Here is a 17,688-nt window from a genome sequence, read left to right on the forward strand (position 1 = left end):
TTGAGCAAATATATTTATTTATTGCATATAAATGCGGTATTTTGTATTTTTTTTCAAAATTTAACTAAAATAACGCAAAATAACGCATATTTTGTATGTGAAATCTTTCTGCTTTAGAATATTGAATATAAATACGCAAACTATTGCAGTTTCCTACAAATCCTCTGCTATCAATTGAAATATTTGATATATTTGTCCTGAATTTTAACTTTTTAAAAAAATGCTGAAAGCCGAAAGACATAAATACATCATGACTAAGCTTATTGAAGAACAGAAAGTTGTCACAATAGATTTAGCTTTGGCTCTGGATTTATCAGAAGATACAATTAGGAGAGATTTGAACGAACTCGACAGTAAGAAGCTGCTGGAAAAGGTTTATGGCGGAGCCATACAGGTAAAAGAAAAATCGGTCGACGTTTTTAATATTAATATATCTGCTGAAGAAGAAAAGAAAAAAATTGTAACCAAAGCATTGTCTTTATTACATGACGGACAGGTTATTATAATGAGTGGCGGAAGCACAAATTTGGTTTTCGCAAAATTAATTCCATCCGATTTAAAAGCCACAATTTATACTTATAGTTTACCAATAGCAATGCAATTATCCCAGCATCCAAATATTGATTTAATATTTATTGGTGGAAAAATGCAGAAAAACGCAATGGTAACAATTGGTATGGATGTGATTCAGGTTGTATCTAAAATTAAAGCCGATATTTGTTTTATAGGAGCCAGTAGTATTAATATAAAACAAGGCCTTACTGAGATTGGATACGAAATTTCAATTGTTAAAAAAGCAATGATAGAAGCATCTGACAGGGTTGTGTCGATGTTTTCTGCTAATAAATTAAATACTAAAATGCCGCACGTAGTCTGCGATTTAAATCAGTTGGATACCATTGTTACCAATTTAGATCCTGAAGACGCAAGCTTGGAAGAATATAGAAAATCCGGCGTTTTTATTCTTTAGATTGAGAATTTAATCAATCATGTTTGCGTTATTTTGCGTTATTTTAATTTTATTTTGTTAAATAACGCAAAATAATGTATCTGTTTTGTTTTTTGTATATATATTTGTTAAAACTAATTTTTAACTATAAAGATATATTATGAAAACCACTACTTCTTTGGTTTATGACATACCCGGAAAATTTGAAGAAACCCGATTTGAAAAAAATCATAATGTGATTTTTGAGAATTCTGCTCAGGCTTCAAAAAATGTCGCTCAGGAAATAGCTGAATTAATACGTTCCAAACAAGCCAACAACGAATCATGTGTGCTGGGTCTTGCCACAGGGTCTTCTCCAATAAAAGTATACGAAGAATTGGTTCGAATGCATAAAGAAGAAGATTTAAGCTTTAGCAATGTGATCACTTTTAATCTGGATGAATATTATCCAATGACCAAAGAGAGCCGCCAGAGCTATCACTATTTCATGCATCAGCATCTTTTTAATCATATTGATATTAAACCTGAAAACGTAAACATTCCTGACGGAACAATTGCTTTAGAGCAGTTGAACCAATACTGTATTGATTACGAAATGAAAATTAAACAAGCAGGCGGACTTGATTTTCAATTATTAGGAATTGGACGTACAGGTCACGTAGGTTTCAACGAACCTGGATCGCACATTAATTCAGGAACCCGAATCATTACACTGGATCATATTACAAGAGTAGATGCTTCATCAGATTTTAACGGAATAGATAATGTTCCTAAAAGAGCCATCACGATGGGAGTTTCAACCATTATGCGATCAAAAAGAATCGTATTAATGGCCTGGGGACAAAACAAAGCCGATATCATCAAAAGAACCATTCAGGGCGATGTAAGTTCTGAAGTTCCGGCAACCTTTTTACAAAATCATCCAAACGCAACTTTTGTTTTAGACCAATCAGCAGCCTCAGAATTAACCCGTTTTAAAACGCCTTGGCTGGTTGGAGAATGCATCTGGACACCAGAATTAAAAAGTAAAGCAATTGTTTGGCTTTGCCAGAAAACAAACCAGTCTATCTTAAAGCTAACAGACCGTGATTACAATAATAACGGAATGTCTGATTTATTGGCATTAGAAGGTTCGGCTTACGATTTGAATATTAATATGTTCAATATTCTACAACACACCATTACAGGTTGGCCAGGCGGAAAACCCAACACCGATGATTCACATCGTCCGGAAAGAGCCAATCCTGCCAAAAAACGAGTGATTCTTTTTAGTCCGCATCCCGATGATGATGTGATTTCGATGGGAGGAACTTTTTCAAAATTGATAAAACAAGGCCATGATGTACATGTTGTATATCAAACCTCCGGAAATATTGCCGTTACAGATGATGAAGCTTTAAAGTTTGCAGAAGTATGCAACGATTTCACAGGTGGAAATCTTCCAAACGATATCAACTTTAAATCCGTAATCGAATTTTTAAACAACAAATCAGAAAATCAGATTGATTCTCTGGAAGTACGAAAATTAAAAGGATTGATCCGAAGAAGAGAGTCTTATGCAGCAACGAGATACATCGGACTCAAAGATGAAAATACACACTTTTTAGACCTTCCGTTTTACGAAACAGGACAGGTTAAAAAGAATCCGTTGGGAGCTGAAGATATTGCCATTGTAAAAAATATTATAGCCAAAATAAAACCACATCAGGTATTTGCAGCAGGAGATCTTGCCGATCCGCACGGCACGCATGAAGTATGTCTGAACGCGATTTTTGCAGCCATGAAAGAACTCAAACATCAAAAATACATGGATGATTGCTGGTTGTGGTTATACAGAGGAGCATGGCACGAATGGGATATTCACGAAATTGATATGGCAGTGCCGCTTTCTCCGTCAGAAGTTTTATTAAAACGTCATGCCATTTTATACCACCAGTCTCAAAAAGACCGGGTGATGTTTCAGGGTAATGACTCCAGAGAATTCTGGGTTAGAGCCGAAGACCGTAACAAAAATACAGCCGTTTTGTACGATAAATTAGGATTAGCAGAATACGAAGCGATTGAAGCTTTTAAACGTTTTGATTATTAATTAGTATGCTTGGTATTCCAGAAAACCTGAAGGGTTTTTAAAACTCTTCAGGTTTAAAAATATACTATAAAAACGGACATTTCAAATTAACTACCCAAAGCAATACCACCAAATAATGCCTGATTTACTTCAATTACAACAATTATCTGATTCCTTAGAAGGAACTCTTTTTTATGACGAGCTTCATAAAAAACTGTATGCTACAGATGCTTCTGCGTATAGAATTATGCCACAAGCCGTTGCGATTCCTAAAACCGAAGACGATATTGTAAAAATCATACGTTTTGCTTCAGAAAATAATGTTTCAATAACACCCAGAACAGCAGGAACTTCTTTGGCGGGCCAGACTGTGGGTAACGGAATTATTGTAGACGTTTCGAAACATTTTACCAGGATTGTTGCTTTTGATGCACAAAAGAAAACCATTACTGTACAGCCCGGAGTAATTCGTGATGAACTGAATTTGTTTCTAAAACCACACGGACTATTTTTTAGCCCGACCACTTCAACCACAAATCGTTGTATGATTGGCGGTATGGTAGGAAATAATTCATCAGGCACAACTTCAATCCGCTATGGTGTTACCCGGGATAAAATTGTGGAGATAAAAGCGGTTTTGAGTGACGGAAGTATCGCGGTATTTAAAGATTTAACTTCTGAAGAATTTATTCAGAAGACCAAAGGCGATTCTTTAGAAAGTAAAATTTATAAAACGATCTACGAGGAACTTTCGAACAAAGAAAATCAGGAAGAAATTAAAAGGGAATTTCCAAAACCTGAAATCCACAGGCGAAATACAGGTTATGCGATTGATGCCTTATTAAAGTCAGAACTTTTTTCGGGAACAGAAGATACAATCAATTTAGGGAAATTACTTTGCGGAAGCGAAGGAACTCTTGCCTTTACAACCGAAATTACTTTGAAAGCAGATGATTTACCGCCAACAAATAATATTATGGTGGTGGCGCATTTTCATACTATTCAGGAAAGTTTAGAAGCGGTAGTTACAGCAATGAAACATCATTTGTACACTTGCGAAATGATGGATGATACAATTTTAGATTGTACCAAAACCAATAGGGAACAATCTAAAAACCGATTTTTTATTGTAGGAGAACCAAAAGCAGTGATTATGCTTGAAGTAGGATCGCACATCAGTATGGAAGATGCCGAATTACAAGCTGATGCTTTGATTAAAGAGCTTCAGGATAATAATTTTGGCTATGCACTGCCTAAAATTTACGGGGCTGATATTGATAAAGTAAATGAGGTTAGAAAAGCTGGCCTGGGGCTTTTAGGAAGTATAGTAGGCGATGATAAAGCAGCTGATTCGATTGAAGATACAGCAGTTGAACTGAGCGATCTTCCAAATTATATTGCTGATTTTTCTGCCATGATGGAAAGGCATGGACAAAGTACCATTTATTATGCACATGCCGGTGCCGGAGAATTGCATTTACGTCCGAAGATAAATTTAAAAACAAAAGAAGGATTACACCAGTTTAGAAATATATCCACAGAAGTAGCTCATTTGGTGAAAAAATACAGAGGTTCATTAAGCGGTGAACATGGCGACGGAATTTTAAGAGGAGAATTTTTGCCTTTTATGATTGGGGATAAAAATTATGAACTGCTTAAACGAATAAAAAAAGCATTTGATCCCAATACTATCTTGAATGTCGGGAAAATTGTAAATGCTTCTAAAATGGATGAAAATCTTCGTTTCGAAGCAGGAAGAGTTGAGCCGGATATAAAAACCATTCAGGATTTCTCTGATAGTTTGGGAATTTTGCGTGCTGCCGAAAAGTGCAACGGTTCAGGTGATTGTCGAAAAATGCCATCAGCAGGAGGTACCTTATGTCCGAGTTATCGTGCTACCCGAAATGAAAAAGATACTACTCGTGCCAGAGCCAATGCACTGAGAGAGTATCTGACGAATTCTGAAAAAGAAAATAAATTCGACCACGAAGAATTATATAAAGTATTTGAGTTATGTGTAAGCTGTAAAGCCTGTGCCAGCGAATGTCCAAGTAATGTAGATGTAGCGACTTTAAAAGCAGAATTTTTATACCAATATCAAAAAGCAAACGGATTTTCTGTTCGAAATAAAATATTTGCCTTTAATTCAAAATTGAATAAGTTTGGAAGCATTGCGCCATCCATGACTAATTTTATTGCCAACTTATCTTTGGTTAAAAAAAGTATGGGAATTGCCTCTAAAAGGCAAGTACCACTTTTGGCACCTAAAACTTTTAAAAAATGGTACGAAAAAAATAAAAAATCAGCAGAAACCAATTCTTTCAAAAACGGAAAAGTATATCTTTTTTGTGATGAGTTTACCAATTATTATGATGTTTCAGTGGGCATTGATGCGTATGAACTGCTGACAGCATTAGGTTACGAAGTCATTATTACTGATCATGAAGAAAGCGGTAGAGCTTTTCTGTCGAAAGGTTTTCTCGAAGAAGCACAAATTATTGCCAATAAAAATGTCAATATTTTCAAAGATTTAATTTCAGAAGGCAGGCCTTTAATCGGAATAGAACCATCGGCAATATTGACCTTTAGAGATGAATATATCCGATTGGCAAAAGACAAAGAAAGTGCCGAAAAACTGTCGAAAAATACGTTTACTATCGAAGAGTTTTTTAAAGCAGAAATTACAAAAGGAAAAATTCATTCCGGACAATTTTCGGATGTAGAGAAAACGATAAAGATTCACGGACATTGCCATCAAAAATCATTAAGTACTATTGAAGCTTCTTTTGCAATGCTGAATGTACCAAAAAACAGCAGTGTTACCATTTATAATTCAGGCTGCTGCGGAATGGCGGGTTCATTTGGGTATGAAAAAGAACATTACGAAATTAGTATGCAAATGGGTGAAGATACTTTGTTTCCAAAAATTCGTGCAACAGAATCGACAACAGCAATTGCTGCTGCGGGAACAAGCTGCCGTCATCAGATTTTTGACGGAACAAACAGAAAAGCAATGCATCCCGTAACGATTTTAAGAGATTGTTTGAAATAATTTTTCGAATTTTAATGAAACTTAATTTTCCTTTTACCATTAAGAAATTAAGCAATTTAAGTTTGATGAACTTAATCTCTTAATGGTTAAAAATAAGAAACTTATTTTGACACAATTACTAAAACAAGATTTTATGAAAAAAGCAATCTTTACTTTACTTCTGATATCCGTATTCTTTTCTGCAAAAGCGGCTAAAATTGATACCATTCAGGTTTTTAGTGCTTCGATGAACAAGAATATAAAAACCTGTGTAATTGTTCCTGATACTTATAAAAAAAGCAAGAGCAGATTTCCGGTTGTGTATCTGCTTCATGGATACAGCGGGAATTATGCGACCTGGATAAAAAGTTTCAAAGAAGTTGGTAAACAGGTTGATCAATATGGTTTTATAGCCATTGGTGTTGACGGAAATTATTCAAGCTGGTATTTTGACAGTCCAATAGATCCTGCCTTTAAATATGAAACTTACGTAATCAGCGAATTAGTTCCTTTTATAGATAAAAATTACAAAACAATTTCAAATCGTGACAGCAGAGCCATAACAGGTTTAAGTATGGGCGGACACGGAGCTTTGTATTTATCATTTAAACATCAGGATATATTTGGCGCTGCGGGAAGTATGAGTGGCGGAGTTGATTTTCGTCCGTTTCCTGAAAAATGGGATATTAAAAAGCGATTAGGTTCTATAACAGAGTTTCCTGAAAATTGGGATAAAAATACCGTTACCAATATGCTGGATTTAGTAAAAGACAATCACTTAAAACTGATTATAGATTGTGGTGTAGATGATTTTTTTATTGAAGTAAATCGCGAATTGAATAAAAAGATGCTGGCATTAAAAATAAATCACGATTATATTGAACGCCCTGGACAACATAATATAGAATACTGGGAAAATTCCTTGAAATTTCAATTACTGTTTTTTAATAATTTTTTCAAAGAGAAGATAAAATAGTTTATTGTGTGCGGCATTTTGTAAAAGAAACAGACTGCACATGAATTTTGTTTGGTTATCCTAACAGGCTTTGAAAACCTGTTAGGTTTTTTTAACCACAGATGAAAAGACTGAAATGATTTTTCAACACAAATGGCACAAATTACCACGACAGTTAAAATTTTCAATTACAACTAACTAACCAAAAATAGTACTTATGAAAAGCCTAAAAGTTTTACTTCTGATATTGCTGTTTCAAACGAAACTTTTCAGTCAGGAATCACCAAAAAGAGAAATGCGTGCTGCCTGGATCTCTACAGTAGATAATATCGACTGGCCATCAAAACCAGGATTATCAGACAAGCAGATGAAAGCTGAAATGATCACCATTTTAGATAATTTACGATCTAATAATCTGAACACGGTAATTTTTCAAATCCGACCAACAGCCGATGCATATTATAAATCGACAAAAGAGCCGGCATCACACTGGATAACCGGAACTCAGGGCGTAGCTCCGGGATTTGATCCGCTTCAAATGATGATCGACGAAGCAGGAAAAAGAGGAATGAATGTTCATGTTTGGCTGAATCCATATCGTGTACAAAAAGATACGACCAAAGAGGTATTGGCCAAAACCCATTTGTATTTTAAGAAACCGGAATTATTCCTGACATACGGAAAATCAAGATATTTTAATCCGGGTTACAAAGAGACCAGAGATTTTGTTGCGTCTGTAGTAGGCGAAATTGTCCGTAAATATGATATTCAGGCCGTTCACATGGACGATTATTTTTATCCATATAAAATCACCGGACAAGAATTTCCGGATGAAAAAGCATTTGCCAAAGAACCGCGTCAGTTTAAAGACAAAGACGATTGGAGAAGAGATAATGTCGATTTAATCATCAAACAAATACGAGATACTATTATTGCCAATAAACCGGAAGTAGAATTCGGAATCTCTCCTTTTGGTGTTTGGAGAAACATTGCCAAAGATTCAGAAGGTTCCAATACTGTTGCCGGAGCAACCAATTATGACGATTTGTATGCCAATATCTTGAAATGGCAAAAAGAAAACTGGATCGATTATGTAACACCGCAATTGTACTGGCACATAGGTTTTGACAGAGCTAATTTTGAGGTTTTGGCAAAATGGTGGGCAGCTCACAAATACGGAGCCAATGTTTATATAGGTCATGGCGATTATAAGATTTCGAATACGGCAAAAGAACCCGAATGGAGAAGTCCCGATCAAATTGTGAAACAGATTGAAATGATTCGTACAATGTCTCAAATAGATGGTTCAATGCATTTTACAGCCTCAACTTTTCTTAAAAAAGGAGATACACTGCGAAATGCTCTTATTCAAAAACAATACAAGTATATTGCCTTAACACCCGAAGCAAACAGAATTACCAGAATAAAACCACAACCGCCAACAAATGCCTTGATTGCTAAAAAAGGAGCCAGCGCACTGTTGACATGGAAAGCAGGATTAAGCGATAAAAAATATGTAATTTATAAATTTCCAAAAGGAAAAATAACCGATTTCTCTAATGCGGTTAATATTTATTACGTAACAACTGAGACAAAATTAGAAATTCAAAATGCTAATCTGGAAAATTATATTTATGCTATTTCTGCTTTAAGCCAGACTCAGACAGAAAGTATTCCAATAGAATTTACAACAAAATAAAAAGATAAAAGCCATGAGAAAAAGTATTTTGCTAATCGCCATATTTCTAAGTTCTTTAAATGTTATACAAGCGCAGAAACTGGATATAATTCCAAAACCCGTAAAAGTCGAACAAAAAGAAGGAGCATTTATTATTCCGTTATCGGTACAAATTATTGTAGACAAAAAAGCAGAAAAAAGTGCTGATTACATAAAAGCTTCTTTTTTGAAATATACCGGAATTGATCCAGTTGTTTCTATCGGAAACAAACATAAAAAAAACACCATTGCATTTTTAGTCGATGAAAAAATGAATCTTCCCAATGATGGTTATGAGTTGAACATCACCAAAAAGGGAATTCTGGTAAAAGGGAAATCTTCGAATGGAGTTTTAAACGGTCTGCAGACTTTATTACAAATTTGTTCTGCAAAAGATGTTAAGAAAGGAACGATTCCGTTTGTTAAAATAGAAGATTATCCTCGTTTTGAATGGCGCGGTATGATGCTCGATTGTTCCAGACAGTTTTTTGACAAACAAACCGTTAAAAATTATATCGACTGGCTGGCAGCGCATAAAATGAATGTTTTTCACTGGCATTTAACCGATGATAACGGTTGGAGAGCCGAAATTAAGTCAATGCCGGATTTAACTTTAAAAGGTGCGTGGAGAGGACCAGGAGAAGTTTTACTGCCATCTTACGGATCCGGAGACAAACGTTACGGTGGTTTTTATACGCAGGAAGATATGAAAGAAGTAGTGGCGTATGCATCGGCTCGTGGAATTTCTGTAATGCCGGAAATTGAAATTCCGGGACATTCGCGTGCAGTAACAGCTTCTTATCCAGAGGTGGGCTGTGCGATAACACAGGAACTTAAAAGTGTTCAGGGAGAAGTAAAAAACGTTTGGTGTGTGGGACGTGAAGAAAACTACCAGATTTTAGATTCGATCATTAGAGAAGTTTCGGGAATTTTCCCTTTTGAATATATTCATATAGCAGGAGACGAAGTCAATCGTGCTAACTGGGAGCATTGCCCAAAATGTCAGGCTCTGATGGCGAAAGAAGGATTTACAGATAGTTTTCAGCTTCAAAACTATTTCTTTAGAAGAGTTCAGGCAATTGTAGATAAATACCATAAAAAAACAGATGGATGGAACGAAATCTTAAAAGGCGGAGAAATAAATCCGAATACACTGATTTCTGCATGGCAGGGAATTAGCTATGGAATTGAATCGGCAAAAAAAGGATATCAAACGATTATGATGCCGGGACAATACACTTATTTTGATATGGCGCAGACAGAAAATGAACGCGGTCATCGTTGGGCAGCTATTACAGATACCAAAAGAGCCTATTCGTTTGAGCCAATTCCGGATAATGAGTTAACGCCGGAACAGCAAAAAAATATAAAAGGAGTTCAGGGGGCTTTGTGGAGCGAATATTTAGATCGCCCGGCAAGAATTATGGAATATCAAAGTTATCCGAGAATCAGTGCTTTATCTGAAATTGGATGGTCTAAAAAAGAAGATAAAAACTGGGATGATTTTTACGGAAGATTAACGCACAGTCATTTACAGCGCTTGGCGAATATGGGAATTGCTTTTAGGGATTTCCCGCCAACTGCAATTTATCAAAACGGAACGATTACGGTAACTCCGCCTTATGAAGGTGCTGTTGTACGTTATGATGCACAGGGAAATGAGCCTACAAGACAATCAGCTTTATATACAAAACCAATTCAGACAAAGGATTATGAACAGTATATGTTCCGTACATTCTTTAATGAAGATATAGCAAGTCCGACGTTAAAAGTAGAAAAACTGCCTGTTGCAAACTGGAATACTTCAAAAGCGGAAGTTTTGAATATTTCAGAGAATATTTCGGAACACGTCGATAAAATCGGTATTTGGTATTTAACTTTTAATCCAACTACAGACGGAAGTGCAAATGGTGTTGTAAGAGCAGTTTCTCTTTTTGAAAATGATAAAGTATTACAAACTTTCCCGGAAGAAAAAACGTTGAAATCAAAACCTCGTTTGCGATTTGTAATTGAGAATTACAACGAAAAAAATACGTATCGCTTAGATTTTACGGTTGAAAATAAAGAAGCTACAGCATCTTCTGCAAAAGTAAATTTCAATTGTTCGCCTTACTTAGAGCCGCAAGTAAAAGTGACGTCTTCGATGGCTGAAAATCCTAAATTCCCAATTTCGAATTTAGAAGATTATAATATCGAAACCTATTTGCGTACAGATGTTGCCTGTGCAAATGGTGACTGGATTTTATATACCTTTATGAATCCGGTTGTTTCGTCTAAAATTGATGTGCTGACAGGAATTCCGCATCATCCAAGATTTATCATTAATAACGGGTATGTAGAATACTCTTATAACGGAATTGATTTTATAAAAGGAGATGCTTTTGATTATGGAAATGCATCAATTTATCCAAAACAACCAGTAAAAGCAGTAAAGATTGTCATTACAGGAACAAACAACGAATCTCTTATGGCAGGACAGGACTTAAGAATTAATCCATAGAAATATGAAAAAGACAAAAGTTAGAATTATACTTGTTTTCCTGATTGTTTTTGGAATAAATGGGTATTCCCAGAAAAAATTAAAACAGTCTTTTGATGTAAAACGCAATGAAGTTTATATCGATTCGATGATGACTCATGCGCTCGAAAAAGGATTTTTTCCTGGAGCTCAGATTATAGTAGGAAACAAAGAGACTGTTTTGATTTCGAAAAATTATGGTTTTCACGATTACTCGAAAAAACAACCCGTAAAAGCAGATGATGTTTACGATTTGGCTTCGATGTCTAAAGTTTTGGGAGCAACTCTGGTGACAATGCGTTTGGTTGGAGAAGACAAAATAAAACTTACAGACAAATTGGGAGATCTAGTCTCTCTGTACAAAAATACACCAATTGCCGATTTAACACTTTTTGAATTATTAACGCATACTTCAGGATTAAAAGCCAGTATTACTTTTTACCAGGATCTGCTTTCGACACCAGATGGTTCGCCTTTGTTGAGTAATCAAAAATCGGCAGAATATCCGGAATGGTTTGATAATATGTATGTAAACAAGAATATTGTTTACGATGCCAATTATCTTTCTTTTAAGCCAAAAGAAAATTGGGTTCAGATTTATAAAAATATGTGGCTAAATCCGGAATTTTATAAAACAGTTTATGCTCAAATTGCTGCAGCAAATGTCAATCAACGCGGGAAATATGTATATAGTGATCTGAACTTAATTTTGGTAAAACAAATGATTGAAGCCAAAACAGGATTGAAATTAGATCAATTGGCAAAGCAAATTTATACGGAATTAGGAATCTCAAAAATTGGGTATAATCCCTTAAAATGGACTTCTGAACAAAATGTAATGCCAACTGAAGTTGATAAGCTTTTTAGAAAAGATACCGTTAAAGGATATGTTCACGATGAAGCAGCGGCGATTTTTGGCGGTGTTTCCGGTAATGCAGGTTTATTTGCCAATGCACAATCGATCTCCGTTATCTGCCAGATGTTGTTGAATAACGGAAAGTATCAGGGAAAACAAATTCTGAAACCAGAGGTGGTAAAAGAATTTACAAATTCACCTCTTACTAAAGAAGGAATTTACCGCGGACTTGGTTTTGATAAAAGAAAACCGGATGAGTTTTTTAAAGCAAATGATTTTGGACATACAGGTTTTACAGGAACTTTTTTCTTTATGAATCCGGATACAAACAGATTTCTAATTATTCTAACCAATCGCGTAAACCCAACGAGAACAAACAGGTTAATGTATAAAGATGATTTTAGTGCCAAAATTTGGAGACAAATCAATAAGTAAAAGTTTTTCCGCCACGAATTCACGAATTATTTAAAAAATAGATTGGCTAAAATTCGTGTGATTAATGATTATTTCACTTAAAGATTGTCAAATTGATTCGTGAATTCGTGGCGAAAAAAAGTAAATATTTACAATATGAAAAAAATAGTATTATGCATACTAATCACAGCAGTATCTTTTGCGCAGAAAATAAAAACAGGAGCGGAGAATTACACAGCATATTTGCCTTTAATAGAAGGTAAAAGTGTTGGCGTAGTAACCAATCAAACCGGAATTATCGATTCGAAAACCCATTTGGTTGATTTTCTAGCATCAAAAAACATCAAAATCAAAACTGTTTTTGCGCCAGAACATGGTTTTAGAGGAACAGCCGATGCAGGCGAACACGTTTCTGATGAAGTCGATGCCAAAACAGGTTTGTCTATAACTTCCCTTTATGGGAAAAATAATAAACCAACTCCAGAACAACTGAAAGGCATCGATATCATGATTTTTGATTTGCAGGATGTTGGGACACGATTATATACTTATGTTTCAACGATGCATAGAATTATGGAGGCTTGCGCCGAGAATAATGTTCCTCTGATTGTATTAGACCGTCCAAACCCTAATATTGCAATTGTCGACGGTCCGGTTTTGGATATTGCCTTTCAAAGCGGTATCGGGATGCATCCAACACCATTGCTTCACGGGATGACTCTGGGTGAAGAAGCCAAAATGATCAATGGTCAAAAATGGCTGAAAAACGGAATACAATGTAAGCTGACGGTTATTCCGTGTTTGAATTATAACAGAAAAATGAGTTATAGTTTACCGGTTCGGCCTTCTCCAAATTTACCAAACGATCAATCGGTTAATTTGTATGTGAGTTTATGCCTTTTTGAAGGAACAAATGTCAGTATGGGACGAGGGACAGAAAAACAATTCCAGATTTATGGTTCTCCTTTTTTGCCAAAAAACAGTTTTACCTTTACTCCAAAACCCAATTTTGGAGATAAAGACCCTTTATATAATGGAGTTGAATGTAACGGAGAGGATTTATCAGCTATTCCGAGAATTAATAAACTGGAGATTAAATGGCTGATCAAAGCGTATCAAACCACTTCAGATAAATCAAAATTTTTCGACAAAAGGAAATTTTCCATAAGAGCCGGAAGTGAAAAATTGCAGCAACAGATCGAAGCCGGGATTTCTGAAGAAGAAATAAGAAAAAGCTGGGTAGAAGGAATAGAGAACTTTAAAAAAATGAGAGCACAGTATTTGATTTATAAATAATGATAAGGCAGTAATTAATTAATTTGTTTTTGACTAAACCCCAGAATCATTATAATATATCTATTCAGAATAAGAGATAAAAAGAAAAACCCTCAACAATTGTTGAGGGTTTTTGGTTAAGTAGCAAATTTGAAAATACAAATACCTCTCATTACTTATTTGTTTAATATTATCGAAATCATACTATGATGATATAATTATCAAATTATAAAAAATATTGAATGTAAGTTTCATAACAATTAAAAAAACATACTTATTAATGTAGGGATTACTAATCCAGTTTTTATTGTGATTTTCAGAAACTATGTACAAATAAATGTTATACCGAAAAGTAGTTTTTAATCATAAAAAGTTTTTATATTAATCCTAAAGTTTTAGCTTTTTCAATTAAATCTTTATCACTTCCTTTTCCTTTTAAAAGCTGATCTTTTATGTTTGCTTTTCTTTTTTCTATAGCACTCATCGAAAGCGGAATGTAATCAGGAAGATTTACAGTCTTTACGCCTTCAGAAATTAAAATTAAAATTTGATTATCATGATTATCCCAGTTTATATTTCTCTTAAATAATTCTCTTTGCGATTCTATTATGGTAGCACTTCTGAATACTTCTCCATCAATAATATTTTTACAAATAATGGGAAACAATTCAAAATTGATATCACTTTTTGATATAAAGCCTTCGGGTTGTATTCCTTTTATAATTTTGTCTACAGTCAAAGGTTCGCTTCGCATTGTAAGAAGTACAATTTTACAATTCGTAAATTTTTCTCTTATTAAAAATGCCAAATCAATACCATTATTAATGTTTAATTCTTTGTAGGGTGGCATATTAATATCAAGTAGAGCAAAATCAATATTGATATTTTGCTTGAAGTGAAAAAATATTTTATTATAAGCATCTTCACAATTATGACTTTTTATAAATGTTGGCAGATTTTCTTGGAATTCAGTATCTGACAAAAGGTTAACATAACTATCCACAGTCATAGGATGGTCATCGACTATCAAAATATTAAGGTTCATAATTTATTGAATTCTATTTGAAACAAATCTAATAAATATTACGGACTTTCCGTACAATTTATAAAAATCATGTTTTTTTGACTTTAAAAGTGCAAAATGGATCTTAATTTTCATGAAAAACTCTAAAATATTATGGACTTTCCGTAATGTAGTTTTTAGTTTTTTACAGGAGCCCTTATGTGTTGATTAATAGGTTTTTATTAATTTTTATTTTTTGTAATGTAAGTGCAATATTACGGTTTTACCGTAAGTTTTAATTCTGGATTAGCTGTTTTTTTGCTTTAATAATAATCAAATAAAATTTTTATGAAAAGCATATTACGTATTACAGGATTACTTTCTATTGTGTTATTATCTGTTTCATGCTCAAATGATGACTATGAAATGCCGGAAGTTAAAAACAATAATTTAAAAATTATACCAAAAGACTTATTGAAAAAAGAAGTAAACGGAAGCGTAATTGATTCAACTACAATAAATACATACGATGATGGCGAACCAAACAACCCAAAACCACCAAGATCTTAGTTCCAAAAAGGGTTATGTGATTTATTTTTAAATTACATACCCTTACATGTTTCAAAATAGTATATTTGAAACTGTTAAAAAGCAATTCGACCTTGAAAACTCTTCCCAGAATTATAATTTGTTTGTTTCTATTATTTTCTTTTTTTTCATGTAAAAAAAATGAGGCTATCTTATATGACCAAATTCATATTGATAATCTGTCCGAAAATAAAAAGAAATATTATCTGGATTCAATAGTAGAGCTATTGAAAAGTAAAAAAAATGATTCTGTTGTTAGGAATCTCTATTTAAATATTGCCTCTGAATATTATTATCTCAATGATTCCAAAAAATCTTTAGCTGCAAGTTTTAAGGCTTTACAATTGTCTAAGCAGGTTAATGATAGTGTTAGAATGGCAAAAGCATTTTATTATGTTGGAGATTGTTATGAAAATTCCAAAAAAGATAGTTCCTATTTTTATTATCTAAAGGCTGAGAAGTTATATTATGCAATAGATGATTACGATAATGTAGCCAGAATGTTGTTTAATAAAGCTCATGTTTTATTTTATGATGGCAATTATGTCGAATGTGAAATTGAAGTTTCTAAGGCATTACAGTATTTAAAAAAATCCGGAAATCATCAATTATTATATTCTTGTTATACCTTAATGGGGAATTGCTTAGAAAAATCAATAAATTATATTGAAGCATTAAGGTATCATAATCTGGCATTGAGCGAGATAAAAAGAATGAAAATTAATGATACAATTAATAATTACAATGTTATTTCAATTATTAACATTTGTAATTTATATGATCTTCAGGGGCAATACTCAAAATCTATAAAAGAACTAGAAGGTCTTGTTACCGATGATTTAAAGAAAAAATGGCCAAGATTGTATGCTAATGTTTTAAGTAATTTGGCATACTCCAAAATGAAGAGCGGTGATTATAAAAATGTTGAATCAATGTTTGCTGAATCTCTAAAAATCGTTGACAGTATTGGAATTGAATCAGATGTCCTATATAAAAAGATTTATATAGGAGAATATTTTTTAACTCAGAAAGATACGATCAAATCAATTCAAAACCTTAAGGAGGTAAATCAGCTTGCAATTAAAATTAAAAGCAGTAATGAAATTTTAACTTCGTTAAAATTATTATCTGAAATAGATAAGAAGAATAGTTTAGCCTATACTAATGAGTATATTAAATTAAGCGATAGTATTAATTCTGTTCAAAAAAATGCTAACGATAAGTACGCAAGAATTGAATATGAAACTTCAAGAATTGAAGATGAAAATAAAATTTTGACAAAGAAAAACTTCTATATTTTAATCATTTCATTTGCTTTAGTTTTGCTATTGCTGATAATTCTTATATTAAGGTATTCTAAATATAAAAATAAAGAATTACAGTTTCTAAAGAAACAGAAGTTGGCTAATGAAGAGATTTATTTATTGTTATTGGAGCAACAGGAAAAAATAAATAATGCCAAAGAGAAAGAAAAGTCCAAAATAGCAAAAGAACTTCATGACGGAATAATGAACAGAATTTATGGTGTTCGAATGAATCTTGGTTTTTTTAATTCTAAATGTGAAAAAGAAATTATTGAAAAAAGAAAAACTTATATTTTTGAATTGCAGAATATTGAAAATGAGATAAGAACTATATCTCACGATTTGAGTTATAATAATTTTTTGGACGGAAACGATTTTAATACCTTGTTGTTAAGCTTAGTTGAAAATCAAAAAGAGATTAGCAATACACAGTTTAAATATTTTAATAACGAAGATATTGATTGGAAATCAATACAAAATATCTATAAGATAAATTTATACCGTATTATTCAGGAAGCCATTTTGAATATTAATAAATATGCAAATGCTAAAAACTGTGAAATAAGATTTGAGAAAGAAGGAAATCGTTCTTTAAAAATGATTATTGTTGATGATGGACAGGGTTTTGATGTAAAGATTCAAAAAAATGGAATAGGACTAAATAATATGAAAGAGAGGGCAGACCTTTTAAAGGGAGATTTTAAAGTTGAATCGAAAATTGGAGAGGGTACGAAAATTGAAATCATTTTTAAGCTTTAGATAATCTAAACGAATACATACCACTATAAACGATATTGAGAATCATTTCAATGTCGTTTTTTTTTATATTAATTTTTGAACTTAGTCAAGTGATCATTTCAAAGTGTTAACAGACTCAGGATTCTAATTCAAATAAAACGAATCAACTTCAGTGTGAGAGCATTACAGTGACATGTTTTAAATTATTTTCTTAATTAATAGTCTACATCGATTGCATTTAAACTTCCGTAATTATTATCTGAAAAGTCCGT

The 17,688-nt window shown here is 33.3% G+C and carries 11 protein-coding genes; 10 read left to right on the plus strand and 1 reads right to left on the minus strand.

What is annotated here, in order from left to right:
- Positions 1–220 precede the first annotated feature (220 nt).
- The 8 genes from A4F88_RS14720 to A4F88_RS14755 all read left to right on the plus strand — a co-directional run bounded on the left by A4F88_RS14720 (position 221) and on the right by A4F88_RS14755 (position 13,804).
- On the plus strand, positions 221–970 hold the full coding sequence (locus A4F88_RS14720; RefSeq protein ID WP_068843401.1) for a DeoR/GlpR family DNA-binding transcription regulator: 750 nt from the start codon (positions 221–223) through the stop codon (positions 968–970).
- Positions 971–1,109: 139 nt separating this feature from the next.
- Positions 1,110–3,038: a glucosamine-6-phosphate deaminase gene (gene nagB / locus A4F88_RS14725; RefSeq protein WP_068843402.1), complete on the plus strand. Its 1,929-nt coding sequence runs from the start codon at positions 1,110–1,112 to the stop codon at positions 3,036–3,038.
- 115 nt (positions 3,039–3,153) lie between these two features.
- A complete protein-coding gene (locus tag A4F88_RS14730; protein WP_068843404.1) occupies positions 3,154–6,069 on the plus strand; it encodes an FAD-binding and (Fe-S)-binding domain-containing protein in 2,916 nt (971 codons plus the stop codon).
- 133 nt (positions 6,070–6,202) lie between these two features.
- A complete protein-coding gene (locus A4F88_RS14735; RefSeq protein WP_068843691.1) occupies positions 6,203–7,024 on the plus strand; it encodes an alpha/beta hydrolase in 822 nt (273 codons plus the stop codon).
- Positions 7,025–7,220: 196 nt separating this feature from the next.
- Positions 7,221–8,702 (plus strand): glycoside hydrolase family 10-like protein, encoded by a 1,482-nt coding sequence (locus A4F88_RS14740; RefSeq protein ID WP_068843406.1) that lies wholly within the window; start codon positions 7,221–7,223, stop codon positions 8,700–8,702.
- Positions 8,703–8,715: 13 nt separating this feature from the next.
- Complete coding sequence (locus A4F88_RS14745) at positions 8,716–11,220, plus strand: beta-N-acetylhexosaminidase (RefSeq protein ID WP_068843408.1); 2,505 nt, start codon at positions 8,716–8,718, stop codon at positions 11,218–11,220.
- Positions 11,221–11,224: 4 nt separating this feature from the next.
- Positions 11,225–12,529 carry a serine hydrolase domain-containing protein gene (locus A4F88_RS14750; RefSeq protein WP_068843410.1) on the plus strand — a complete coding sequence of 435 codons (1,305 nt, stop codon included), beginning with the start codon at positions 11,225–11,227 and terminating at the stop codon, positions 12,527–12,529.
- 135 nt (positions 12,530–12,664) lie between these two features.
- Positions 12,665–13,804, plus strand: a complete 1,140-nt coding sequence (locus A4F88_RS14755) for an exo-beta-N-acetylmuramidase NamZ family protein (RefSeq protein WP_068843412.1) — start codon at positions 12,665–12,667, stop codon at positions 13,802–13,804.
- A 355-nt stretch (positions 13,805–14,159) separates the two neighbouring features.
- On the opposite strand, the gene A4F88_RS14760 is transcribed toward A4F88_RS14755, so the two are convergent.
- The gene (locus A4F88_RS14760; protein WP_068843414.1) at positions 14,160–14,828 is read right to left on the minus strand and encodes a response regulator; all 669 of its coding nucleotides are present in this window, start codon (positions 14,826–14,828) and stop codon (positions 14,160–14,162) included.
- Positions 14,829–15,134: 306 nt separating this feature from the next.
- Here A4F88_RS14760 and A4F88_RS14765 point away from each other — a divergent pair, with 306 nt between their 5' ends.
- Entirely contained in the window at positions 15,135–15,356 is a 222-nt protein-coding gene (locus A4F88_RS14765) for a hypothetical protein (RefSeq protein WP_068843415.1), read from the plus strand.
- A 92-nt stretch (positions 15,357–15,448) separates the two neighbouring features.
- Positions 15,449–17,437, plus strand: a complete 1,989-nt coding sequence (locus A4F88_RS14770) for a tetratricopeptide repeat-containing sensor histidine kinase (protein WP_245179127.1) — start codon at positions 15,449–15,451, stop codon at positions 17,435–17,437.
- The last annotated feature ends 251 nt before the right edge of the window (positions 17,438–17,688 follow it).

The organism is Flavobacterium chilense (genome assembly GCF_001602525.1).
Classification (GTDB): Bacteria; Bacteroidota; Bacteroidia; order Flavobacteriales; family Flavobacteriaceae; genus Flavobacterium; species Flavobacterium chilense.

Coding starts and splice junctions, on each gene's coding strand:
- A4F88_RS14720 (WP_068843401.1), top strand. CDS start 221: ATGCTGAAAGCCGAAAGACATAAATACATCATGACTAAGCTTATTGAA.
- nagB (WP_068843402.1), top strand. CDS start 1,110: ATGAAAACCACTACTTCTTTGGTTTATGACATACCCGGAAAATTTGAA.
- A4F88_RS14730 (WP_068843404.1), top strand. CDS start 3,154: ATGCCTGATTTACTTCAATTACAACAATTATCTGATTCCTTAGAAGGA.
- A4F88_RS14735 (WP_068843691.1), top strand. CDS start 6,203: ATGAAAAAAGCAATCTTTACTTTACTTCTGATATCCGTATTCTTTTCT.
- A4F88_RS14740 (WP_068843406.1), top strand. CDS start 7,221: ATGAAAAGCCTAAAAGTTTTACTTCTGATATTGCTGTTTCAAACGAAA.
- A4F88_RS14745 (WP_068843408.1), top strand. CDS start 8,716: ATGAGAAAAAGTATTTTGCTAATCGCCATATTTCTAAGTTCTTTAAAT.
- A4F88_RS14750 (WP_068843410.1), top strand. CDS start 11,225: ATGAAAAAGACAAAAGTTAGAATTATACTTGTTTTCCTGATTGTTTTT.
- A4F88_RS14755 (WP_068843412.1), top strand. CDS start 12,665: ATGAAAAAAATAGTATTATGCATACTAATCACAGCAGTATCTTTTGCG.
- A4F88_RS14760 (WP_068843414.1), bottom strand. CDS start 14,828: ATGAACCTTAATATTTTGATAGTCGATGACCATCCTATGACTGTGGAT.
- A4F88_RS14765 (WP_068843415.1), top strand. CDS start 15,135: ATGAAAAGCATATTACGTATTACAGGATTACTTTCTATTGTGTTATTA.